Raw genomic sequence first — 23996 nt, 5'->3', positions numbered from 1 at the left:
TTCCTCCTTAGGGGAATTGGTGTCCGAACAGGCTCAGCAAGGTGGCGGTTTCAAACACGGGCAGGCCCATCACCCCGGTATAACTACCCTCGATACGCTGGATGAACACCGCAGCCAGGCCCTGGATACCATAAGCACCTGCCTTATCGAAGGGCTCGCCGCTGTCGATGTAACGCTGGATATCGTCCTCGCTCAGCGCACGGAAGTACACCTCGGTAATGGAGCTGCGCAGTTCGATACGCTCGTCCTGGCGCACGGCCACGCTGGTCACCACCTGATGACTGCGGCCAGAAAAGGCGCGCAGCATGCGGGCGGCGTCGGCGGCATCGGCGGGCTTGCCGTAGATTTCGCCGTCCAGCACCACGGTGGTATCAGCCGACAACAGGGGACGCGACGGCAGGCCGCAGTTTTGCACCACCGCCCAGCCGGCAGCCGCTTTTTCGCGCGCCAGGCGCTCGGTATAAGCCACGGCAGCTTCGCCGGGCTGCACGGATTCGTCGATGTCGGCGTGGATGCGCTCCAGGTGTACGCCCAGTTGTTCCAGCAACTCGCGCCGGCGCGGGCTGCCGGATGCCAGGTAAATACGGGTATCGCTCGGGGTCATGATGTTGTCGCTGCCAGTGTTATCAATTTATTAGCTGCAAGGGTAGCAGAGCGGCCAGTGGCCGACCATCTGCTGCACCGCAAAAGCGCACCACCTCGTAGAAGCACCTACGGAGCCTGTTCAGCGTCTCGCGAACTAGAGTGAGACAAGGCGAAAACGGCGGAACACGTGGGGAAGCGGTGTTTACATAAATGAACGCGCATTCCGCAGGCGTTTTTAACGCAGTATCGCCCCAGATTTAACTCGTACAGCAGACTATGAACAGGTTCTAAACAAAACGCCCTGCAACAAGGCAGGGCGTTTGGTCGGTCAGGGCATGGTCAGACGGAGGTCAGACTCAGGCCAGACGGCCGTGGCACTGCTTGTACTTTTTACCGCTGCCGCAGGGACAAGGGTCGTTGCGGCCCACGCGCAGGCCTTGCTCGGACAGCGCTTCTGGCGACAGCGGATTGTCTTCGCCATCGTCGCTACCCAGCGAGGAACCCGGCTCGGCATGCTGCATTTCGTACTCGCCCAGCTGGTGCGGTTCGACCGCGTCCACGTCTTCCTGACCACGGATCTGCACGGTCATCAGCACGTTTACCACGCTGCGCTTGATGCGCTCCAGCATGTCGGCGAACAGTTCGAAGGCTTCGCGCTTGTATTCCTGCTTGGGGTTCTTCTGCGCATAGCCGCGCAGATGAATGCCCTGACGCAGGTGATCCATGGCAGCCAGATGCTCGCGCCAGTGGGTATCCAGCATCTGCAGCACCAGGCTGCGCTCGAACTGGCGCATCACTTGCTCGCCAGCCAGCTCGACCTTGGCCTGATACACCTCGGCCGCCAGCGTGATGATGCGCTGCTTGATGTCCGGGATATCCAGGGTGGACTCGGCCTTGATCCACTCGGCCACCGGAGCAGCCAACTGGAATTCGGCTTCCAGGGTCTTTTCCAGACCGACCAGATCCCACTGCTCTTCCATGGTTTCCGGCGGCAGATGCAGATCGACCAGATCAGACAGCACGCCTTCGCGCATATTGACCACCACATCGCTGACATCCTCGTCTTGCAAGATGTCATTGCGCTGCTGGTAGATCACCTTGCGCTGGTCGTTGGCGACATCATCGTATTCCAGCAATTGCTTGCGGATGTCGAAGTTGCGGCCTTCCACCTTGCGCTGGGCATTTTCGATGGAACGGGAAACCCACGGGTGTTCGATGGCCTCGCCGTCCGGCATTTTCAGACGGTCCATGATGGCCGCCACGCGGTCGGAAGCAAAAATGCGCAGCAACGGGTCTTCCAGGCTCAGGTAGAAGCGGGAGGAGCCCGGGTCGCCCTGACGGCCGGAACGGCCACGCAGCTGGTTGTCGATACGGCGCGATTCATGGCGTTCGGTACCGATGATGTGCAAGCCACCAGCGGTCAGTACCGCGTCGTGACGCAGCTTCCACTCGGCACGGATGGCCTCGACACGGCTTTGCTTGTCGGCATCGCTCAGGCTGTCATCCTTCTCGACAGCCTTGATTTCCGGTTCCGGATTACCACCCAGCACGATGTCAGTACCACGACCGGCCATATTGGTGGCCACGGTAATCACGCCGGGGCGGCCAGCCTGTACCACGATATCAGCTTCACGCGCGTGTTCCTTGGCGTTCAGCACGTTATGCGGCAGCTTGGCTTTTTGCAGAAGATCGGCAATCAGCTCGGAGTTTTCGATGCTGGTGGTACCCACCAGTACCGGCTGTCCGCGCTCGTGGCAATCCTTGATGTCCGCCAGGATGGCTTCGTATTTTTCACGCGCAGAGCGATACACCTTGTCCTGCGAGTCGATACGCACCATCGGGCGGTTGGTCGGGATCACCACGGTTTCCAGGCCGTAGATGCTCTGGAATTCGTAAGCCTCGGTATCGGCCGTGCCGGTCATGCCGGACAGCTTGCCGTACAGGCGGAAGTAGTTCTGGAAGGTGATGGAGGCCAGGGTCTGGTTTTCGCGGTTGATCTCCACGCCTTCCTTGGCTTCAACAGCCTGGTGCAGACCTTCCGACCAGCGGCGACCGGCCATCAGGCGGCCAGTGAATTCGTCCACGATGACTACTTCGTCATCCTGCACCACATAGTGCTGATCCAGATGGAAGAGCGAATGGGCGCGCAGGGCGGCCATCAGGTGGTGCATCAGGGTGATGTTGGTGGCCGAGTACAGGCTGTCGCCTTCCTTCAGCATGCCCAGCTGGACCAGGATGTCTTCGCAATGCTCGTGACCGGCCTCGGACAGCAGTACGCTGTGGGCCTTTTCATCTACCCAGTAGTCGCCTTCGCCTTCTTCGGTTTCCTGGCGCTTGAGCAGCGGCGGTACCGCGTTCATGCGCTGGTACATGTCGATATTGTCTTCGGCCGGGCCGGAGATGATCAGCGGGGTACGCGCTTCGTCGATCAGGATGGAGTCCACTTCGTCGACCACGGCAAAAGCCAGCTTGCGCTGCACTTTCTCACCGGTGGTGAACACCATGTTGTCGCGCAGGTAGTCGAAGCCGAATTCGTTATTGGTGCCGTAGGTGATGTCGCAGCCGTAGGCAGCCTGCTTGTCGTCATGCGCCATCTGCGACAGGTTCACCCCCACGGTCAGGCCGAGGAAGTTGTACAGCCGGCCCATGATGCCGGCGTCGCGGCTGGCCAGGTAGTCGTTGACGGTGATCACATGCACGCCGTTGCCGGTGAGCGCATTCAGGTAGACCGGCAGCGTGCCGACCAGGGTCTTGCCTTCGCCGGTACGCATTTCGGCGATCTTGCCGTTATGCAGCACCATACCGCCAATCAGCTGCACGTCGAAGTGGCGCATGCCCAGCACGCGGCGCGAAGCTTCGCGGCAGACGGCAAAGGCCTCCGGCAGGATACTGTCCAGCGAGGCGCCGTCCACGACGCGCTTTTTGAACTCGGCGGTCTTTCCCGCCAAAGCCTCGTCGGACAGCGCTTTCATGCCTTCTTCCAGGGCATTGATGCGCGCCACTTCCTGACGATACTGCTTCAGCAGGCGGTCATTGCGGCTGCCAAATACTTTCTTGAGTAGCGAGGAAATCATGTATTCCAATCCAGAGGCCCAGACGGGCCGACAAACAAAATAGGCGAAAGTGTAGCACATCCCGTGCACAAGTTTATGGGGGCGAGCTTGCGCTGAATCAAGCCTGCCTGGTCAAACTTGTCGCGACAGGCGCGGCGATATGGCAGGCTGCGGGTCGCGCTCCGGCCCTGGCTGCAGCCATGCTGGCAACGGCTGATTCTGAAAATACCCAGGCCAATGTAAAGGCTGAGAAAAACCGCAGCGAACGGTATTTTTCGACAGAATTGTGTCGTTACATAATCCATACAAAAAAATGTCAATTTTCATCAAATTTTTATGTGCGCCTTGCTATTATTCCTGCGCGTTTGCAGAGCCAGTTTTATGTTTGCCCACGGCCAGCCGTGTCCTGACAAAAGATGGTGCTCATCTGATGAAGAAGCGGAACAGGGCCTGCACTGTTCCGCCAGGTTAACCACACCAATCGGAGAGGCCTGATGACTACCGTTATCCGTCCATTTATTCCCGCCACAGCCAAACGGCTGCTTCCCAACCGCTGGGACCTGATCGCTTTCCCCCTGATCCTGGGTTTTCTGCTGTTTGCCACCACGGGCATCGAAGGCACCTGGGCACCCATCAGTGCCCTACAGACCGAACCCATTTCGCTGGACGCAGCTAATCTGCCCGAGTATGCACTGCGTACCACGCTGCGCATGCTGGCGGCCATGATCGCCTCCATCGTGTTCACCCTGGTTTACGGTACGCTGGCGGCCAAGAGCCGCCGTGCCGGCCAGTTACTGGTGCCCATTCTGGACATCCTGCAATCGGTGCCGGTGCTGGGTTATATCTCGTTTACCGTAACCTTTTTCCTGGCCTTGTTTCCCGGCCGGGTGCTGGGGGCTGAATTCGCTGCCATTTTTGCGATTTTCACCTCGCAGGCATGGAATATGACTTTCAGCTTTTATCAGTCGCTGCGCACCGTGCCCAATGACTTGAAAGAAGTGTCGCAAAACCTGCGCCTGTCGGGCTGGCAGAAATTCTGGAAGCTGGAAGTACCCTTCTCCATGCCAGGCATGATCTGGAACATGATGATGTCGATGTCCGGCGGCTGGTTCTTCGTGGTGGCCTCTGAGGCGATTACCGTGGGCGACAAGACGGTTACCCTGCCCGGCGTGGGTTCCTATCTGGCCATGGCCATCAGCCACAAGGACCTGACTGCGGTGGGCTGGGTCATTCTCACCATGACCGTGGTCATCATCATTTATGACCAGTTCCTGTTCCGTCCGCTGGTGGCCTGGGCCGACAAGTTCCGCTTGGAAGACACCATGTCGCAGGCTGCACCGGAATCCTGGGTGCTGAACCTGATCCAGCGCACCCGTATCATCCAGCAACTGCTGCGCCCCTTTGGCAAACTGCTGAAAAAACTGGCACGCATGCGGCTGAACATTACCCTGCCACGCGCCATCCACAGCGCACCACACTCTGGCGTATCGCGTGGGCTGGATATCGTGTGGGGTGGTGTCATGGTGTTGCTGTGCGGCTATGTCAGCTGGAAGCTGTACAGCTTCATCAGCAGCGAAGTGGGGCTGGGCGAAACCTTCAAGGTGATTGGCCTGGGCTTCATCACCCTGATTCGCGTCACCCTGCTGATTGCGCTGGCCTCCATCGTCTGGGTACCGCTGGGTGTGCTGATCGGCCTGCGTCCGCGCCTGGCCGAGATGATCCAGCCGGTGGCGCAATTTCTGGCAGCCTTCCCGGCCAACCTGCTGTTTCCGGTATTCGTGGTGTTCATCGTTCACTTCAAGCTGAACCCGGACATCTGGCTGTCGCCGCTGATCGTACTGGGCACGCAGTGGTACATCCTGTTCAACGTGGTAGCCGGTGCCAGTGCCTTCCCCAATGACTTCCGCGAAGCCGCCGCCAACTTTCACATCAAGGGCTGGCAATGGTGGAAGCAGGTCATGCTGCCGGGCATCTTCCCCTACTACATCACGGGTGCCATCACCGCATCGGGCGGGGCCTGGAATGCCAGCATCGTGTCGGAAATGGTGTCGTGGGGCGATGACAAACTGGCCGCACATGGCCTGGGTGCTTATATCGCCCAGATGACTGCTGCCGGGGATTTTCCCAAGATTCTGCTGGGCATCTGCGTGATGTCGCTGTTTGTCGTGCTGTTCAACCGTTTGCTGTGGCGTCCGCTGTACGCCATTGCCGAAAACAAACTCCGTCTCAACTAAAAGGGGGAAACTCATGCCACAAGAAACCGTAACCCTGAGACAGGAAATCTTCTCCCTCAAGCATGTCGACAAGGGCTATCACAAGGGCGGCGAAGAAGACATCCAGGTGCTGGACGATGTCAATCTCACCCTGCACGAAGGTGAAATCGTCGGCCTGCTGGGCCGCTCCGGCTCGGGCAAATCCACCCTGCTGCGTATCATTGCCGGCCTGATCCAGGCCAGCGCTGGCGAGGTGAACTACTGCGGCCAACCGCTGAACGGCCCGGCCGAAGGCGTGGCCATGGTGTTCCAGACGTTTGCCCTCTTCCCCTGGCTGACCGTGCTGCAAAACGTGGAAGCCGGACTGGAAGCGCTGGGTGTGGAACCCAAGGAGCGCCGCCGCCGCGCGCTGGCTGCCATCGACCTGATCGGCCTGGACGGCTTTGAAAACGCCTATCCGCGCGAACTGTCCGGCGGCATGCGCCAGCGCGTGGGTTTCGCCCGTGGCCTGGTGGTCAACCCCACCCTGCTACTGATGGACGAACCGTTCTCGGCGCTGGACGTGCTGACCGCCGAAACCCTGCGGACCGACCTGCTCGACCTGTGGAACCAGAAGCAGCTGCCGATCAAGTCCATCCTGATCGTCACCCACAACATCGAAGAAGCGGTGTTCATGTGCGACCGCATCATGGTGCTGTCGTCCAATCCGGGCCGGGTGGTGGCCGAGATCAAGGTTCCGTTCGCCCATCCGCGCAACCGGCTGGACCCGGTTTTCCGCAAGATGGTGGACGACATCTATGCGCTGATGACCCAGCGCCGCAGCGCCGACACCCTGCACAAGGTACAACTGGAAATCGGCAGCCCGCTGACCGAAGTCTCCACCAACCTGATGGCCGGCCTGATGGAAGCACTGGCCGCCGCACCGTACAACGGCCGCGCCGACCTGCCGGAAATCGGCAGCAAGCTGCTGCTGGAGGTGGACGACCTGTTCCCGGTAACGGAAACGCTGGAACACCTGGGCTTTGTCGAACTGCGCGACGGTGATATCGAACTGACCGCTGCCGGCAAGCTGTTTGCCGACTATGGCACGCAGGAACGCAAGGTGATTTTTGCCGAGCACCTGCTACGACACATCCCGCTGGCGGCACGCATCCGCCGCGTGCTGCAAGAGCGCCCCGGCCAGCGTGCACCGCGCCTGCGTTTCGAGCAGGAACTGGAAGACTCACTCAGCGACAGCGCCGCCGAGGAAACGCTGGATACAGTGATCAGTTGGGGCCGTTACGCGGAAATCTTCTCCTACAACGACCACACTGAAACCTTCAGCATGGAAGATGTAGAAGGCGCACAGTAAAGCGCTAGTGCAACTACACAGCGCAGCAATGACAAGGCCGGCCTGGCAACAGGTCGGCCTTTTGCGTGGCACACCTCACCGCTTGACAGTAGTTACCATAGCCACAATCGGTAGATTGCTTAGCATCACTTATAAAACCTCGCATAACCCTGGATCAAGACGTGCCGGCGCAGGCCACAAGAAGGCGTGATGCCGGTGCCGGGGTGTTATTAGCGGGTTTTGACAGCCAGGCACAACATGAACATGCGCCCTCAGAGAAGAGTGTTCATGTCTGGAACAAGAAATGAGCCAGACACACCACAGCAGGCAGAGGCATATTGTTGCAGCTCATACTTGTATAGGAGCCTGTACCATGACCCACTTAGCAGCCGGTATTTCCCCCAACCGCCTGACTCCCTACTTGCTATGGCTGATCACACTCTGCGCAGCACCGCCCGCACTAGCAGCTACTGATCCTGCCAGCGGATGTAATCCGGGCCAGAGTAGCATCATTTTCCTTCCAGACGTCAGCATCAGCCGCGATATCCGCGTGGGCAGCCGGCTCCAGCTCAATGAACTGGCCAGTAACAATCCAGTACAATTCAATTGCACCTTTTCCAGGCAATCCATGCTTGGATTCAAAACCAACAGCCCATATCTGACTTCATTTAATGGCCTGAGAATCTACGCCACCAATCTACCAGGCATTGGCTATGCTCTTGGCCAGTCAGCCACACTCTGCCCAGGTAGTGATGGCTATTCACGCGACAATGGCGTCAGCTTAGACAAGCAGAAATATTATAGCTGCGTCTCCGTCGGTAGTGGCATTAACAATCCATGGGCTGCTGCATTGATGCTTCGCTTTTACAAAACCACCAATGAAATGAGCAGTGGCACGGTAAACCTGAGCGGCATGATCGCCAGCATCGTCCGCAACGATGGCATCGACTTACCACTGGAAATTCCCTTGCTAGTTAATAATTTCAACGTTTCCGCCACTAGTTGTTCCACCGTCAACATCAGTCCTAATCCAGTCCAACTACCTGATATTAGCACCAGCTCCGCACTACCTTCGATAGGTAGCCGCTACGGCGATACTCCATTTCGTATCAGCATTAACTGCCCCTATACCACCTCCTTATATATTACATTTGGTGATAGAAATGCCGTCGATCAAACTGGCTCCATTTTGTTGCCAGATGCTAGCTCAACCGCTGGCGGAGTGGGTATTCAGCTCTGGCACAATGGCAATTTAATCGGCTTTGGGCCCGATTCACCGACACCAGGTGATCTAAACCAATTTTTCCTCGACCGTTTTTCCGGCCAACAAAATTTTTTATTCAGTGCAAGTTATACCCGCACCGGCCCCTTGGCAGCAGGACTACTGTCTTCTACAGCAACCTTTACCCTGTCCTATCAATAAGCCTTGGCGGCACTACTGAGCAAGGAATCACTCAACAACAAGGTCAAGTTTCCCTAGCAATAGCCACCATGGCCAATTCGCTGTCGACAGATGCTTACTACCGCCACAGCACCTAGCCTAACTCACTGGTACTGCTGGGCAAGAAGACTGACCCGGAAAATCGGGAAGGCGCACAGTAAAGCGCTAGTGCGACTACATAGCGCAGCAATGACAAGGCCGACCTGGCAACAGGTCGGCCTTTATCTATTGGGCCCAGAACGCCGGCATTACGATACATGCTTACGGAATCGCAGCCATCTTTAAGAAAACGCCTACTGCAATATCACATGAAAAGCTTATATATTTTGAAATCACCATCAATACTTGTAACGGTAATTTTAAAATGCTACGTTCAATTCATAGTTTCAACCGTAAAATTTTTACACTGCTTGCCCTGCTACTCATTACCCTGCTGCTTTCAGCACATACTCACGCCAGCTGTACAGTCGTTGGACCCAACAGTATTGCGCTACCTTCCTTCAATCAAAACCTGAATGCCCTGCCGATTAACAGCCCCATTGGTGGTCAGGTCATGTCGGCCAAGGTCAGGCAGTTTAATTGCACTGGTCTACGCCCCGGCAATGCACACGTTTACGGCATATACACCACGGGCAGCTACGTCACCACCATCGATGGCCGCCGCGTGTATAACACTAATATCCCGGGCATTGGCTATGCTGTTGGCGTTGACGGAACTATATCAGATAGCTATGGCACTCATTCGTGCATGACACCTACGCCCAGCTGGATAGGAGAGCCTGATGGTCACTATGACAATGAACCCTACAGCCCAAATAACTTTTTCAGCTGTAGCTCTTCGCTGGTATCCAGTTATTCAGCCACTTTCTATCTACAGTTTTATAAAATATCTCATTCCGTTGGCAGTGGCACACTGGACCTGAGCAATCAAATCTATTCGACAGTATATTTCTCGCCCAGCAATGGCATTATCTATGGCAAGCTGCCTTTGATTACCACGCCATCCAACGTTACCAATATCAGCTGCACCAGCTCCGTCTCGCCAAACCCCGTCAATTTACCCACCATTAATGCGGGTCAGCTACCCTTTATAAACAGCACGGCGGGTAGCACTACTTTTAATATCAATACCACATGCTCAAACGCCACCAACTTATATGTCACTTTTTCCGACAAAAACAATTTAGGCCAAATTGGCAATATCCTGACACCTGACAATAACTCAACCGCCAGCGGCGTCGGCACACAGCTACGCTACGATAGCCATATCATTCATTACGGACCGGACTCCGAAAATAGTGGCAACACCAATCAGTTCTTTCTGAAGACCTTCTCTGGGCAGCAGAATTTCCCATTTTCGGCGGCCTATATCCGCACTGGAGCCGTATCACCCGGCACTTTATCAACAACTGCCACATTCACTTTTTCCTATCAGTAATCAATAACAGCGTTGCATTTATTGAAAAAAATGTCAGATAACTACGACGCATGCCAGTCAGTAAGCAACCCTGCCACGCGAACAATGGAGACTTGCTTGCAAGAACCACGCCAAAACCATCCATACAGATGAAGCAACTGACAGATAACAAAGGGTAACGCAACTACGCCGCATTACGAAAAAGGCCGACCTGGAAACAGGTCGGCCTTTATATATTTGGCATAATTCATACCCCATGATGGACTTTCTTGCATTATCATCTATGTTTAAGAAAGTTCCTACTGCAAAAGCACATCAATTTTTTATATTATCATCGCACTTAAAATGGTAATGATCGAAATGTCATACTCTACAGATTTTTCTCGTTGCAATTTATTTTCTTTGCTCTCTTTACTACTCACTACGATACTATTTACGATCAATGCTCATGCTGCCTGCACCCCCGGAACAGGCAACAGCATTACACTTCCCTCTTTTAATCAGAATTTTGATTCCCTAGCGATCAATAGCCCAATTGGTGGCTTAGTCATGTCTACCCCAGCCAACAATAAGCAATTTACATGCCCTGGCGTCGGCATTGGGAAAATGATGATTTTCGGAATTTATACTAGCGGCAGTTATGTAAGCACTATCAATGGCCGGCGTATTTTCAGCACCAACATACCCGGAATTGGCTATGCGCTCGGCCTAACCGGTTATGTATCATCCGGATCTGGCAATATCGCATGTCCATCAATAACAACACCAGCCTGGATTGGCGAGACGGACAGCTCCTACCCGAACCAACCTTACGAACCAAATAATTTCTTTTCGTGCGGCTCTAATGTTTTAATGAGCTACTATGTCACTTTTTATTTGCAGTTTTATAAAATAGCCAATCAGGTCGGCAGCGGCACATTAGATTTAAGTAATCAAATCTATTCTGTATCCTACCTTTCAACAGGCGGTACTGATACCACAAGGCCGCTCATCACCACACCATCCAATATTGTCAATAATAGTTGCACTAACTCCATTAGCCCCAACCCTGTCAACCTTCCCTCTATTACTGCCAATCAATTACCAAACCTGAATAGCACAACAGGTAGCACAACCTTCAATATCAATATTAATTGTTCGTATTCCACTAATTTGTACATTACTTTTACCGACAAAAACAGTCCAACCCAAACCGGCAATATTTTAACACCAGATAGCGGATCCACTTCAAAAGGCGTTGGCATGCAACTCAGTTACAACAGCAATACTGTCAATTACGGTCCTGATTCTGCTAGCAGTGGCAATACCAATCAATTTTTCTTGCGCACCTTTTCCGGACAACAGAGTTTTCCGCTTTCTGTTTCCTATATTCGTACGGGAGCGATTACAGCAGGTACACTCTCAACCACTGCCACCTTTACTTTTTCATATCAATAGAAATACGACTTGCACTGGTGGCAATCAGGCTCTTTCAAAGATCAAATGACCACTCCATGCAAGCATGGGCGTTAATTTCGCTGGTTCCGACAACAGCTGCAGCGGGCTCTGCGGCAGGTGAATATACGCCGGCATGGGTCTGACCTTCACCATGCGCCTGGGTGGGCAGGAAGTTAATCGGCTACAATGGCTGATTACCCCCAGTTCAGAGCCACCATGTCGGAACGCCAGTTTCAGGATATCGCCCGCACGGACAGCACGCTGTCGCAGCTGACCCGCGAGGCCAATGCGCTGATGGCGCTGGATCAGGCTTTTCGCAGCCAGTTGCCGCCGCAGTTGGCTGAGGCCTGTCGCGCCGTGCGTATTCGTGATGGCGAGCTGGTGGTGTTTGCTCATAACGGCATCGTGGCCGCCCGGCTACGCATGATGGGCAACAGCCTGCTGCTGCCACTGGAATCGCGTGGCTATAGCGCCAGCAAGATCCGTATCAAGGTGGACATACATCTGAACCCGCCGCCCCCGCCACCCAAGCGCATCGGCATCAGTCAGCAAGCGCTGGAAGAGATCGAAGCAGGCGCGCAACAGGTGAGCAATCCGCTGGTAAGCGCAGCGCTGGCACGACTGATCGCTCACCACCGTCAGCGCTGAACACTACGCGATCCACACACCTCACCGCCCAGGCTGGCCGCCACTAAGGGCGACCGCATATTAAATTTTGTTTTAAATCAATCAACAACAGCTTACTGTCACCGCCCTGCAATCTGGCTCACGTATTAATGCTTCTTGAATATTTTCAAGGAGCTTTCATGGACCAGTCTTCCGAGGTGGCGCTCAGTCGCAGCACGGCCGCAACGGCAATGCACCGCCCCACCAACAGCAGCACCGTATTATTGTTCGTGGCCTTGCTGGCGGGTGGCTTGCTGTTTGCCGGACTCAATCTGTTTCACGATGTCAATGACACCATCGCCCGCCATGGCAGCTGGATTTCCATCCTGCTGCTGATTCTGGCCTTGCTGATTGCCCTGGGTTTCGAGTTCGTCAATGGCTTCCATGACACGGCCAATGCCGTGGCCACGGTGATTTACACTCACTCGCTGCCCCCGCATGTGGCCGTGGTGTGGTCTGGCCTGTTCAATTTCCTCGGGGTACTCACCTCCAGCGGTGCGGTAGCCTTTGGCATCATTTCGCTGCTGCCGGTAGAGCTGATCCTGCAAGTAGGCTCCAGCGCCGGCTTTGCCATGGTGTTTGCGCTGCTGATTGCCGCCATTCTGTGGAATCTGGGCACCTGGTGGCTAGGCCTGCCTGCCTCCTCATCGCATACGCTGATCGGCTCCATCATCGGCGTGGGCATTGCCAATGCGCTGATGCATGGCCGCGACGGTACCAGCGGTGTGGACTGGACCCAGGTGAGCAAGGTGGGTTATTCGCTGCTGCTGTCGCCGCTGGTGGGCTTTTTCTGTGCTGCCCTGCTACTGGTACTGCTCAAGCGTCTGGTCAAGCAGCCACAGCTGTTTGAAGCCCCCAAGAACAAAGAAGCACCGCCGTGGTGGATTCGCAGCCTGCTGGTTCTCACCTGCTCCGGGGTGTCGTTTGCCCACGGTTCCAACGATGGCCAGAAAGGCATGGGCCTGATCATGCTGATCCTGGTGGGCACAGTACCGCTGTCCTATGGTCTGAACCGCGCCTTGCCGGCCAGCGAAATGGGCAAGTTCGTACTGGTGGCACAGGCTACCCAGCAGTCGCTGCAAGTAGCGGTGCCGGCACCGATGCCACAACAGCCGCGCGCCATACTGACCCGCTACATCCGCAGCCAGCACTGGCAGCCCGATGTGGTACCAGCGCTGGCAGCCGTAACCGGCCAGATTGGCAGGCAGATCGAAACGCATGGCAGCCTGGCAGCCGTGCCGGAGGAGTCGGTCGGCAATGTGCGCAATGACATGTATCTGGCTTCCGAATCCATCCGCCTGTTACAGCAGAGCAAGGAGGCGCACTTGAATCAGGCTACGCTGGCCAATCTGAAAACCTTCAAGGGCGAGCTGGATGCTTCCACCAAATTCATCCCGACCTGGGTGAAAGTGACTGTCGCCATCGCACTGGGGCTGGGCACCATGGTGGGCTGGCGCCGTATCGTGGTGACCGTGGGCGAGAAGATAGGCAAAACCCATCTGACCTATGCCCAGGGTGCCTCAGCCGAGCTGGTGGCGATGACCACCATTGGGGCGGCCGATGCCTTCGGCCTGCCGGTTTCCACCACCCATGTGCTGTCGTCCGGCGTGGCCGGCACCATGGCGGCCAATCGCTCCGGCCTGCAAATCGATACCATCCGCAATCTGCTGATGGCCTGGGTGTTGACCCTGCCGGTAGCCATTGCGCTGTCGGCCAGCCTGTACTGGTTGTTCAGCAAGCTGTTTGTCTGACTTCCGAGCAGAGCCTGTACCACACACGCATCGTGTTCACAGGCTCTGATGAAAAAAGCCGCCCCAGGGCGGCTTTTCTGTTTGCCGGCAAAGCAGGCTCAGATCACATAATCCTGCTGCCCGGCGGCATCTTTCAGGAACACCGCCAGCTTGCGCGGAGTGACGTAGACGGTATCGCCCGGCACGATGCCCAGCGCACGGAAGCGCTCCTTGCTGACCGCCGCCTCGATGGTCTGGCCATCGGCCTGTTGCAGCTCCACCCGCACCACCGGGCCCACCGCATGGATATGCTCGACCCGGCCTTGCGCCAGCGCGCCATCGGCTTGCAGGGTGAGGTCCAGATCGTGCGGGCGTACATAGGCCACGGCAGCGTCGCCGTCTGCGTCCTGATGCTGCCCCAGCGCCTGTTCATAACTGCCGATGGTGAGCTGGCCGGCATCCACCCGGCCGTGGAACAGGTTCACATCGCCGAGGAACTGGGTGACAAAGGGCGTGGCCGGATGTTCGTAAATATCATCCGGGCGGCCCACCTGCTCGATATGGCCGTGATCCATCACCACCACGCGGTCGGACACTTCCAGCGCCTCTTCCTGATCGTGGGTGACGAACACGCTGGTGATGTGCATATCGTTGTGCAGCTCGCGCAGCCAGCGGCGCAGGTCTTTGCGCACCTTGGCATCCAGCGCGCCAAAGGGTTCGTCCAGCAGCAGCACCTTGGGCTCCACCGCCAGCGAACGGGCCAGGGCGATACGCTGGCGCTGGCCGCCGGACAACTGGCCGGGATAGGCATCGGCCAGCCAGTCCAGCTGTACCATTTTCAGCAGCTTCATTACCCGTTCGCGAATCTCTTCGGCCGAGGGGCGTTCACGGCGCGGCTTCACCGACAGGCCGAAGGCCACGTTGTCGAATACCGTCATGTGGCGGAACAACGCGTAGTGCTGGAACACGAAGCCCACCTGGCGCTCGGCCACATGGGTGTGGGTGGCGTCGGCACCGCCGAACAGCACCTGGCCGGCATCCGGTTTTTCCAGGCCGGCAATGATGCGCAGCAAGGTGGTCTTGCCACAGCCTGACGGCCCCAACAAGGCCAGCAACTCGCCGGCAGCGATATCGAGGCTGACATTGTCCAGCGCGGTGAATTGGCCAAACTGCTTGCGGATATTGCGGATTTCAATGCTCATGCTTGTTCTCCGACCGCCGCCAGCGGCAGCGGTCCACCAGATCGTTTACGGTTGCGCGGCTTGCAGACGGGCTTCGGCGGTACGCAGGGTAGAGGCGTGTTGCTGACGATGCAGATGCCACTCCACCAGCGATTTGACCAGCAGGGTCACCAAGGCCAGCAAGGCCAGCAGCGAGGCGCAGGCAAAAGCGCCGACAAAGTTGTACTCGTTGTACAAAATCTCCACATGCAGCGGGATGGTGTTGGTTTCACCACGGATATGGCCGGATACCACGCTGACTGCGCCAAACTCGCCCATGGCACGGGCATTGGTCAGGATCACCCCGTACAACAGCCCCCACTTGATATTGGGCAGCGTCACCTTGCGGAAGGTCTGCCAGCCGCTGGCCCCCAGCACAATGGCCGCCTGTTCCTCATCCGCGCCTTGCGACTGCATCAGCGGAATCAGCTCACGGGCGACAAAGGGGAAGGTGACAAATACCGTGGCCAGCACGATGCCCGGCACGGCAAAGATCACCTGCAGGCCGTGGTCTTGCAGCCAGCCGCCAGCAGCGGTATTGGCCCCGAACAGCAGAATGAACATCAGCCCGGCCACCACTGGCGACACCGCGAACGGCAGGTCGATCAAGGTGGTGAGCAAGCTTTTGCCACGAAAATCAAAGCGCGCAATCGCCCAGGCGGCGGACACACCAAACACCAGATTGAGCGGCACGGCGATGGCGGCGGAAATCAGCGTCAGCTTGATGGCCGACCAGGCCTCCGGCTCCACCAGCGCGGTCAGGTACAGCTGCCAGCCCTTGTGCAGCGCCTCCCAGAACACGCCTATCAGTGGCAACAACAGAAACAGGAACAAAAACACCAGCGCCACGGCAGTCAGCACATAACGCACCGGGCGGCTTTCGGTAGTCAGATTAGCCATGCAGCACTCCGCTTAGCGCCCGGCCCCGTGGCGGCGCGCAGCCCACCACTGGATCAGGTTGATCAACAACAGGAAGACAAAGGAAATGCCCAGCATCACCAGTGCCACCGCAGTGGCACCCTGCTGGTCGAACTGATCCAGCTTGGAGACGATGATCAGCGGGGCGATTTCCGACACCAGCGGAATATTGCCGGCAATGAAGATGACCGAGCCGTATTCACCAGTAGCGCGGGCAAAGGCCATGGTGCCGCCGGTAATCAGCGAGGGCAGCGTGGCCGGAAAGATCACCCGGCGGAAAATGTCCCAGCGGCTGGCGCCCAGGCAGGTGGCGGCTTCTTCCAGCTCTTTTTCCAGGTCTTCCAGTACTGGCTGCACCGTACGTACCACGAAGGGCAGGCCGATAAAGGTGAGCGCCACGATAATGCCCAGCGGGGTAAACGCTACTTTGATGCCCAGCGGGGCCAGAAACTGGCCGATCCAGCCATTCGGTGCATACAGCGTGGTCAGCGCGATACCGGCCACCGCCGTGGGCAGGGCAAAGGGCAGGTCCACCAGCGCATCCACCAGCCGTTTGCCCGGGAAGGGATAGCGCACCAGCACCCAGGCCACCAGAAAGCCGAACACCAGATTAATCAGGGCCGACAGGCCGGCGGTGGCAAAGGACAGGCGAATGGAGGCCATGACCCGTTCGCTGCCCACCGCCGCCAGGAAACCGTCCCAACCCATGCCGACGGTGGAATACACCAGGGCAGCAAAGGGCAGCAGCACGATCAGCGCCAGCCAGAACAGGGTAATGCCAAAGCTGAGCCGGAAACCGGGCAGCACGCTATGGCGCAGATTGAGGATAGTGCTCACGCTGGCTCCGCTTAACGCTTGCTATAGATCTGATCGAACACGCCGCCATCGGCGAAGTGCTTCTTGTTCACCGCCGCCCACGAGCCGAACACGCTTTGCACGGTGAAGGTCTTCACATAAGGAAACTGGGCATCGAATTTCTGTGCCACCGCCTTGTCCTGCGGGCGCAGGTAGTTTTGTGCGGCAATGGTCTGGCCTTCACTACTCCACAAGAAGCGCAGGTAGTCTTCCGCCTGCTTGCGGCTGCCTTTCTTGTCCACCACCTTGTCGACGATGGCCACCGGGTTTTCCGCCAGCACCGATAGCGGCGGATAGACGATTTCAAAGCTGCCACGGCCAAACTCGCGGGCGATCAGCTCGGCCTCGTTTTCAAAGGTCACCAGCACATCGCCGATCTGGCGCTGCATGAAAGTGGTGGTAGCGGCGCGGCCACCACCATCCAGCACCGGTACATTCTTGAAGATGCCGGCCACCAGCGTACGCGCCTTGGCTTCGCTGCCGCCCGGCTGCTTCAGGCCGGAACCCCAGGCCGCCAGATAGGTGTAACGGCCATTGCCCGAGGTTTTCGGATTGGGAATGATCACCTGCAGGCCCGGCTTGGCCAGGTCGTTCCAGTCGCGCACCTTGTGCGGATTGCCCTTGCGCACCAGGAACACCGTGGTCGAAGTAAACGGCACCGAGGCATTGGGCAGACGGCTGGCCCAGTTGGCCGGAATCAGGCCACGGGTGGCCAGCAGGTCGATATCCGACGCCTGATTCATGGTGATCACGTCGGCCGCCAGGCCATTAGCTACCGACAAGGCCTGCTTGCTGGAGCCGCCGTGCGACTGCTGGATAGTCACGGTTTCACCGGTCTTGGCCTTGTAGGCTTTCAGGAAGGCCGGGTTGTAGTCCTTGTAGAAATCGCGCATCACATCGTAAGAAACATTCAGCAAAGTAGCATCTGCCAGTACATGGGCAGATAGCACTGCGGCCACCAGGCCGAACAAAGCGCGCAATTTCATGATGGACTCCGGGAAGATTGAACTGACATCATGCTAACCCAGCCTCTTTATTCCCATTAATAATATTGTGAGATACATTTATATCAAAAAATACTATTCACCCTCCCATGCCAAGGATGCTAACTAACCCCCCCAGAGGCCCCCAGCCAAGGCGCGCCAAAGCAGACAGCACCAAGTGTGCGGCAAAGAGGCGCAAGGCCGGAGCGGGAGTTTGGTCAGAGAATCTGACAAGCGGCTTTCCACTGCGCTCGCTCAGCGTTACCCCTTGCTGACAGCACGGTATGCCGCTAGCCACAGCTGAATGGTGTTCAGCAGGCAATGGTCTGGCTGGCGCGGTAATTGCATGGTGTGGCCAAGGGCGTATCGGGTATGCTGTTGCGCTCGAGCGGTTTGAGTCCTGGTGAGCGGCCTGCACTCCCCAGCACTGAAACCGTTTACCTTTCAGGACCCACCGATGACGACTCTCACTCCGCACCGCCTGCGCCGTGAACTGAACGAGGAAGCCCATGCGCGGCCCTATGCCGCCATTCCCTCCCCGGCACGGCTGACCTCGCTCAGCCTGTATTACGATTTCGACGATGCCCCGCAGCGTGCCGCCCTGGCCGACCTGGCCGAGCGCATCGGCCTGCCCGCCCCCCTGACCGATCAGGCGTATTACTCGGCCAGTGCTGGCGATCTGACCGTGCGCTGGTCGCTGCATACCGAATTTGCCCGCTACACCTTTATTGTCGGCGGCGATTGCGCCGACCCATTCGACCGCACAGCGCTCGACCGCATCCCCGCCGCCTGGCTGCGCGATCTGCCCGGCGTGGTGCTGGTGGCACTGCACGCCGTACTGCTGCCTTCCGAACGCGAAACCGAGCTGGCCGAGATGTCGAGCCGCTGGTTTGGCGGCCGCGAGCTGATCGGTGCGGAAATCGGCGATGGCAATGGTGCGGCGTATACCGACTTGCGCCTGCATCCCGATGCCCGGCTGGCGGAAGGCTTCTCGCGCTATGTGGTGGTGGACCGCGCCATGGGCGCCAGCCAGTCTGGCCGCATGCTGCAGCGCCTGTTCGAACTGGAAACCTACCGCATGCTCACCCTGCTGGCGCTGCCCATTGCCAAGAAGCAGATGCGCGACCTGGACAATCTGGGCATCGAGCTGCGCGCCATTACCGAACGCATGGCGGCAGCCGAGGGCAATGGCTCGGATGCACAACTGCTGTCCGAGCTGACCAGACTGGCCACGCGGGTGGAACAACTGATCGCAGAAAGCCAGTACCGTTTCTCCGCAGCCCACGCCTATTACCGGCTGGTGGAAGCACGCATCGGCGAATTACGCGAACAGCGCATCTCCGGCATGCAGCCCTTCCGCGAGTTCATGGAACGGCGGCTGTCCCCAGCCATGAACACCTGCGAAACCGTGGCGCGCCGCCAGGACCGCATCACCGCCCGCCTGCAGCGCACCACCGCACTGCTGCGCACCCGGGTAGAAGTACTGCATGAAGAACAGAACCGCGCCTTGCTGGCCAGCATGGACCGCCGGGCAGCCTTGCAACTGCGCCTGCAGGAAACCGTGGAAGGCTTGTCGGTTGGTGTGCTCACCTACTATATGGTGAGCCTGTTGCACCACCTGCTGGCGGCAGTGGAAGCGGCCGGCCTGCATCTGAATGTGGAACTGCTAACCGGGCTGGCCATTCCGCTGGTGGCGCTGACCGTGTGGTTCAGCATGCGCCGGCTAAAGGCATCGCTGAACAAGGGGCAGGATGCCCATCACGATGCGGACCTGTTGCGCTAACCTCCGCTCCCCAGCTGGCGCCGCCTTGCCGAACGACTTGTCCTGTTGGCGGCGGCACCCCCTGGTCCGGATGCTTTACCAGGTATGGTTAGCCGCCCTTCGGCACCGCCAGAGTGATGCGCGCAGCAGCGGCCCTTAACGCGTCTTGCGGCGATCCCAGCCAGGTATTCAGACATGAAAACGGGTAGGTCCAGCATGCTGAGTACTTGTTTTTCAAGCCATTAGTGAAAATAAAGCTCGTATTTGATGGAGATCATCAAAACAAAAATAATTCTTATTGTCAGACAATTTGGTTTCCGCCAAAATCAACCCTTCCCGTAGCGGGGTTGCCATTGCCGCAGCCGCCGCATGGACACCCGGACTGCAACAGCCTGAACAATCTGCATAAGCAAATACGGCGCAATCACGGCCGGCCACCCTACCCATAGCAAGTCACTCTCATGTCGCGCAAAACCCAAAAACTAAAACCCATCCTGGTCGGCTTCATTGCCATTGTCGTGGCACTGCTGCTCACCCTGGGTCTGGTCACCCTGTTCAGCCTGGAACGCATCGACGAAACCGCCCATTACGAACAGGACGTCACCAACGCCCTGGTGCAGAACATGACCGATGTGCGCTACCACGTGGTGCAGATCCAGCAGTTCCTCACTGATGTCAGCGCCACCGGCGATGCCGACGGCTACAAGGATGCCGAGGAACATTACCAGGCGTTGCAAAAGAACCTGCCCACCATCAGCCGGCTTGATCCGCAGCTGGCTGACAAGGTGAACGCCATGCAGCAAGCCGTGGACCAGTTCTACAGCGTGGGCAAGCGCATGGCCAAAGCCTATGTCGAGGGTGGCCGCGAAGCGGGCAATGTACTGATGAAGGAAAAAGGTGGCGGTTTTGACGACCGCGCCGAAGAGCTGACCAAGCAGGTCGAGGCGCTGAATACGCTGATCCACCAGCAGGACAGCACTGCCTATGCCGCGATGAACCACACCACGGCCCAGTTGCGCAATATGACGCTGGGGCTGGCGGCACTGCTGGTCATCGTGGTCAGCCTGGGTGGGGTCTTGCTGTATCGCCGGGTATTCGGCGTACTGGGTGGCGAACCGGCACTGGCCATGGAAGTGGCCAACCGCATCGCCAGCGGCGATCTGGGGCAGCGCATCGTACTGCCGGCAGACAGCGAAGGCAGCCTGCTGCACAGCCTGGCCGACATGCAAGGCCAGCTGCGCAATATCACCAGCAATATCCGCAATCTGTCCGGCGAACTGGACAGCAGTGCCGGCAGCATGAGTGATGCCGCGCACCAGTTGCAGAAATCCAGCGCGGTACAGAGCGAATCGACCCGCTCCATGAGCGTGTCGGTGGAAGAAGTGCTGCAAAGCATCCAGCAACTGGGCAGCCAGAGCCACGATGTTGGCGGCGAGGCACAAAGTGCCGGACAGATGGTGAGCGATTGCGAACAGCTGATTCACGCTACTGCCAACGACATCAGCCATATCGCCGAACGCATCGGCAGTGCCGCCAGCGCCATCGACGACCTGAACAAGCAGACCGATGCCATTGCCTCCATCACCCGCACCATTCACGACATTGCCGACCAGACCAATCTGCTGGCGCTGAATGCCGCCATTGAGGCTGCGCGCGCCGGGGAAATGGGTCGTGGCTTTGCCGTGGTAGCCGATGAAGTACGCAAGCTGGCAGAACGCACGGGCGTGGCCACGGTGGAGATTTCCGGGCAGATCGAAACCATCCGCCAGGGCATGACCGGGGTGGTCAGCGTCATGCAAAGCAGTGTGGATGCGTCCAATCACGGCGTGGAACAGACTCACACCGCGCGCGAAGCCATCAGTGGCATCCGCCAGAATACCGACCAGATCGTCGAGCACATCCAGGGCATCAGCCTGGCGCTGCACGAACAGCAAAGTGCCATGGGTGACATGGCGCAGCGCATCGAGATCATTGCCAGCATGACCGAGTCCAACCAGGCCACGGTGGAAGCCTCGGCCGCCGCCTCCGACCAGTTGAACAGCCATGCCAAGGCACTCAATGCCGCCGTTGGCGTATTCCGCAGCTAAGCCGGGGTAAGGCAGGCGTAAAAATGCCGCATCCCATCACAGGATGCGGCTGAATCCACAGCCGGCAACTGACCCGCGCCGGCTGTGTACACCCACCTTCAACTCAAGACTGTACCGCCTCGCGCACCTGCTCCAGCCCGGTCGGATCATCCAGCGTGGTCAGGTCGCCCGGATCGCGCCCCTCGGCCAGCGCCTGTATCGAACGGCGCAGCACCTTGCCAGAGCGGGTCTTGGGGAGCTGATTGACGAAGTAGACCCGCGCCGGATTGGCAATCGCGCCCAGCTGGGATGCCACCTTGGCAATCACCTCTTTTTCCAGCGCGGCCTTCTTTTCCGGATCCTTGAGCACCGACGGGTCACGCAGCACGGCAAAAGCCTGTGGCACCTGGCCCTTCAGCGTGTCATGCACCCCCACCACCGCCACTTCGGCAATCGCCGCATGGCCGGATACCGCTTCTTCGATTTCACGCGTACCCAGCCGGTGGCCGGCGACATTGATCACGTCATCGGTACGACCAAGAATGGTGAAATAACCATCGGCATCGCGAATACCCCAGTCAAACGAGGAATACACCTTGCGGTCCTGGAACAGGCTGAAATAGGTGCTGATAAAACGTTCATCCTGCCGCCATACCGTGCTCATACAGCCGGGCGGCAAGGGTGGAATCACCGCAATCACCCCCTTTTCGCCCACCGGCACTTCTTCGCCCGTCGTCTCGTTCAACAGCTTGACGTTATAGCCATACACCGGCAGGCCGGGGCTGCCCAGCTTGGTGGGCAGCGGCTGTACACCATTGCACACCGTCAGCATCGGCCAGCCGGTTTCGGTCTGCCAGTAGTTGTCCAGCACCGGAATCTTCAGCTCACTGGAGATCCACTCGGCCGTCGGTTCGTCCAGCGGCTCGCCCGCCAGGAACAGCGCCCGCAGACTGGACAGATCGTATTTGTGCAGCCATTCCGGGTCCTGCTTTTTCAGCACGCGCAAGGCGGTGGGGGCGGAGAACATCACCGTGGCGCGGTATTTCTCCACCAGCTGCCACCAGATGCCCGGATCTGGGCGGATGGGCAGGCCTTCGTACACCAGTGTGGCCATGCCGCTGATCAGCGGGGCATAGACGATGTAAGAGTGACCCACCACCCAGCCGATGTCCGAGGTAGAAAAATAGGTTTCTCCCGGCTTGCCGCCATAGATGTATTCCATGGTGGAGGCCAGCGCCACGGCATAGCCGCCGGTATCGCGCTGCACACCCTTGGGCTTGCCAGTGGTGCCGGAGGTATACAGGATGTAGCTGGGGTGGTTGGACTCCACCCACTCCACCTCGGCCCGGTCATTCCAGTGCTGCTCACGCAAGGTGGCGTAATCCAGATCGCGCCCCGGCTTCATCATCGGCGCTTCCGCAAGGCCCCGATTCACCAGGATCACCTTGTCGGCGGCCGCGCTGCCGGCCAGCTCCATCGCCTCGTCCACCAGCGACTTGTAGGCAATCACCTTGCCGCCACGCATGCCGGCATCGGCAGTGATCAGCAGCTTGGGCGCGGCATCTTCGATACGCGTAGCCAGGCTGGCCGAGGCAAAGCCTCCAAACACCACTGAGTGGATGGCGCCCAGCCGTACCGTGGCCAGCATGGCAAAGATGGCCTCCGGAATCATCGGCATGTAAATCAAAACCCGGTCGCCCTTGCCCACGCCCTGCGCCTGCATGATGGCGGCAAAGCGGCTGACTTCTTCGTACAGCTGGCGGTAGGTATAGCTTTGCTCGACACCGGTTTCGCTGGACACGTAAATCAGCGCGGCCTGCTCGGCGCGCTCGGCCAGATGGCGGTCTACCGCGTTGTAACAGAGATTGGTTTCGCCACCGGCAAACCATTGGCGAAAGGGTGGATTGTCGTACTGCAGTACCTGGGTGTAGGGCTTGTGCCAGTGGATGCGCGCGGCCTCGGCACCCCAGAATGCTTCTGGCTGCTCGATGGAACGGCGATGGAATTCTTGATAGTCGCTCATGCAGTCTCCCGAGGATGGTAGCTAGATCTTTGTTTTATTTATCAACCAAGCGGTTGCTAGACAAGCAAAATAAGCCCTTTATGCCACAGGGTCAAGCAGCATCACCATCTCGGGCAAGCCTGCCCGGACAGCCGTCGGCACGAAACAACAGGCTGCCCATCTGCCAATCCATATTCATTTAATAATCAATACATCTAACAAATAACATCGCCTTTAATTAGCGATAAAGCAAAGTTCATCTGGCAGTAACCGAATCATCATCCGGCAAAACTAGACTGCGGCCACGTCAATTCCGCC

16 protein-coding genes are annotated in these 23996 nt (G+C 58.0%); 9 read left to right on the top strand and 7 right to left on the bottom strand.

Annotation, left to right across the window (positions count from 1 at the left end; genetic code table 11):
- Positions 1-7 precede the first annotated feature (7 nt).
- Positions 8-604: a Maf family protein gene (locus tag H2Z84_RS15825; protein ID WP_181836833.1), complete on the bottom strand. Its 597-nt coding sequence runs from the start codon at positions 602-604 to the stop codon at positions 8-10.
- 337 nt (positions 605-941) lie between these two features.
- Positions 942-3659: a preprotein translocase subunit SecA gene (gene secA / locus H2Z84_RS15820; RefSeq protein WP_181836832.1), complete on the bottom strand. Its 2718-nt coding sequence runs from the start codon at positions 3657-3659 to the stop codon at positions 942-944.
- Positions 3660-4132: 473 nt separating this feature from the next.
- On the opposite strand from secA, the gene H2Z84_RS15815 reads away from it, so the two are divergent.
- The 7 genes from H2Z84_RS15815 (at position 4133) to H2Z84_RS15785 (ending at position 13893) form a co-directional block, all read left to right on the top strand.
- Complete coding sequence (locus H2Z84_RS15815; protein WP_181836831.1) at positions 4133-5872, top strand: ABC transporter permease; 1740 nt, start codon at positions 4133-4135, stop codon at positions 5870-5872.
- 13 nt (positions 5873-5885) lie between these two features.
- Positions 5886-7202: an ABC transporter ATP-binding protein gene (locus H2Z84_RS15810; protein WP_181836830.1), complete on the top strand. Its 1317-nt coding sequence runs from the start codon at positions 5886-5888 to the stop codon at positions 7200-7202.
- Positions 7203-7554: 352 nt separating this feature from the next.
- Positions 7555-8604: a fimbrial protein gene (locus tag H2Z84_RS15805; protein ID WP_181836829.1), complete on the top strand. Its 1050-nt coding sequence runs from the start codon at positions 7555-7557 to the stop codon at positions 8602-8604.
- Positions 8605-8986: 382 nt separating this feature from the next.
- Positions 8987-10060, top strand: a complete 1074-nt coding sequence (locus H2Z84_RS15800) for a fimbrial protein (protein ID WP_181836828.1) — start codon at positions 8987-8989, stop codon at positions 10058-10060.
- A gap of 324 nt (positions 10061-10384) precedes the next feature.
- Entirely contained in the window at positions 10385-11476 is a 1092-nt protein-coding gene (locus H2Z84_RS15795; RefSeq protein WP_181836827.1) for a fimbrial protein, read from the top strand.
- A 186-nt stretch (positions 11477-11662) separates the two neighbouring features.
- Positions 11663-12124 carry a DUF721 domain-containing protein gene (locus H2Z84_RS15790; RefSeq protein WP_258869430.1) on the top strand — a complete coding sequence of 154 codons (462 nt, stop codon included), beginning with the start codon at positions 11663-11665 and terminating at the stop codon, positions 12122-12124.
- 158 nt (positions 12125-12282) lie between these two features.
- Positions 12283-13893, top strand: coding sequence for an inorganic phosphate transporter (locus H2Z84_RS15785; protein WP_181836825.1), 1611 nt, complete (start codon positions 12283-12285; stop codon positions 13891-13893).
- Between the two features lie 98 nt (positions 13894-13991).
- Here H2Z84_RS15785 and H2Z84_RS15780 read toward each other — a convergent pair whose 3' ends face one another.
- The 4 genes from H2Z84_RS15780 to H2Z84_RS15765 are packed head-to-tail and all read right to left on the bottom strand — an operon-like array spanning position 13992 to position 17851.
- The gene (locus H2Z84_RS15780) at positions 13992-15074 is read right to left on the bottom strand and encodes a sulfate/molybdate ABC transporter ATP-binding protein (protein ID WP_103523015.1); all 1083 of its coding nucleotides are present in this window, start codon (positions 15072-15074) and stop codon (positions 13992-13994) included.
- Positions 15075-15119: 45 nt separating this feature from the next.
- Complete coding sequence (cysW, locus tag H2Z84_RS15775; RefSeq protein WP_181836824.1) at positions 15120-15992, bottom strand: sulfate ABC transporter permease subunit CysW; 873 nt, start codon at positions 15990-15992, stop codon at positions 15120-15122.
- A 12-nt stretch (positions 15993-16004) separates the two neighbouring features.
- Positions 16005-16838 (bottom strand): sulfate ABC transporter permease subunit CysT, encoded by an 834-nt coding sequence (gene cysT / locus H2Z84_RS15770; RefSeq protein ID WP_181836974.1) that lies wholly within the window; start codon positions 16836-16838, stop codon positions 16005-16007.
- A gap of 20 nt (positions 16839-16858) precedes the next feature.
- Complete coding sequence (locus H2Z84_RS15765) at positions 16859-17851, bottom strand: sulfate ABC transporter substrate-binding protein (protein WP_181836823.1); 993 nt, start codon at positions 17849-17851, stop codon at positions 16859-16861.
- 454 nt (positions 17852-18305) lie between these two features.
- Here H2Z84_RS15765 and H2Z84_RS15760 point away from each other — a divergent pair, with 454 nt between their 5' ends.
- Both H2Z84_RS15760 and H2Z84_RS15755 read left to right on the top strand, forming a co-directional pair.
- A complete protein-coding gene (locus H2Z84_RS15760; RefSeq protein WP_181836822.1) occupies positions 18306-19631 on the top strand; it encodes a DUF3422 family protein in 1326 nt (441 codons plus the stop codon).
- A 440-nt stretch (positions 19632-20071) separates the two neighbouring features.
- Complete coding sequence (locus H2Z84_RS15755) at positions 20072-21697, top strand: methyl-accepting chemotaxis protein (RefSeq protein ID WP_181836821.1); 1626 nt, start codon at positions 20072-20074, stop codon at positions 21695-21697.
- Between the two features lie 103 nt (positions 21698-21800).
- Here the strand turns inward: H2Z84_RS15755 and H2Z84_RS15750 are convergent, their stop codons facing one another.
- A complete protein-coding gene (locus H2Z84_RS15750; protein WP_181836820.1) occupies positions 21801-23699 on the bottom strand; it encodes a propionate--CoA ligase in 1899 nt (632 codons plus the stop codon).
- Between the last annotated feature and the right edge of the window lie 297 nt (positions 23700-23996).

The sequence above is a fragment of the Aquitalea aquatica genome (assembly GCF_013911085.1).
Classification (GTDB): domain Bacteria; phylum Pseudomonadota; class Gammaproteobacteria; order Burkholderiales; family Chromobacteriaceae; genus Aquitalea; species Aquitalea aquatica.
This window is presented reverse-complemented; position numbering and strand designations above follow the sequence as displayed.

Coding starts and splice junctions, on each gene's coding strand:
- H2Z84_RS15825 (WP_181836833.1), bottom strand. CDS start 604: ATGACCCCGAGCGATACCCGTATTTACCTGGCATCCGGCAGCCCGCGC.
- secA (WP_181836832.1), bottom strand. CDS start 3,659: ATGATTTCCTCGCTACTCAAGAAAGTATTTGGCAGCCGCAATGACCGC.
- H2Z84_RS15815 (WP_181836831.1), top strand. CDS start 4,133: ATGACTACCGTTATCCGTCCATTTATTCCCGCCACAGCCAAACGGCTG.
- H2Z84_RS15810 (WP_181836830.1), top strand. CDS start 5,886: ATGCCACAAGAAACCGTAACCCTGAGACAGGAAATCTTCTCCCTCAAG.
- H2Z84_RS15805 (WP_181836829.1), top strand. CDS start 7,555: ATGACCCACTTAGCAGCCGGTATTTCCCCCAACCGCCTGACTCCCTAC.
- H2Z84_RS15800 (WP_181836828.1), top strand. CDS start 8,987: ATGCTACGTTCAATTCATAGTTTCAACCGTAAAATTTTTACACTGCTT.
- H2Z84_RS15795 (WP_181836827.1), top strand. CDS start 10,385: ATGGTAATGATCGAAATGTCATACTCTACAGATTTTTCTCGTTGCAAT.
- H2Z84_RS15790 (WP_258869430.1), top strand. CDS start 11,663: ATGGCTGATTACCCCCAGTTCAGAGCCACCATGTCGGAACGCCAGTTT.
- H2Z84_RS15785 (WP_181836825.1), top strand. CDS start 12,283: ATGGACCAGTCTTCCGAGGTGGCGCTCAGTCGCAGCACGGCCGCAACG.
- H2Z84_RS15780 (WP_103523015.1), bottom strand. CDS start 15,074: ATGAGCATTGAAATCCGCAATATCCGCAAGCAGTTTGGCCAATTCACC.
- cysW (WP_181836824.1), bottom strand. CDS start 15,992: ATGGCTAATCTGACTACCGAAAGCCGCCCGGTGCGTTATGTGCTGACT.
- H2Z84_RS15765 (WP_181836823.1), bottom strand. CDS start 17,851: ATGAAATTGCGCGCTTTGTTCGGCCTGGTGGCCGCAGTGCTATCTGCC.
- H2Z84_RS15760 (WP_181836822.1), top strand. CDS start 18,306: ATGACGACTCTCACTCCGCACCGCCTGCGCCGTGAACTGAACGAGGAA.
- H2Z84_RS15755 (WP_181836821.1), top strand. CDS start 20,072: ATGTCGCGCAAAACCCAAAAACTAAAACCCATCCTGGTCGGCTTCATT.
- H2Z84_RS15750 (WP_181836820.1), bottom strand. CDS start 23,699: ATGAGCGACTATCAAGAATTCCATCGCCGTTCCATCGAGCAGCCAGAA.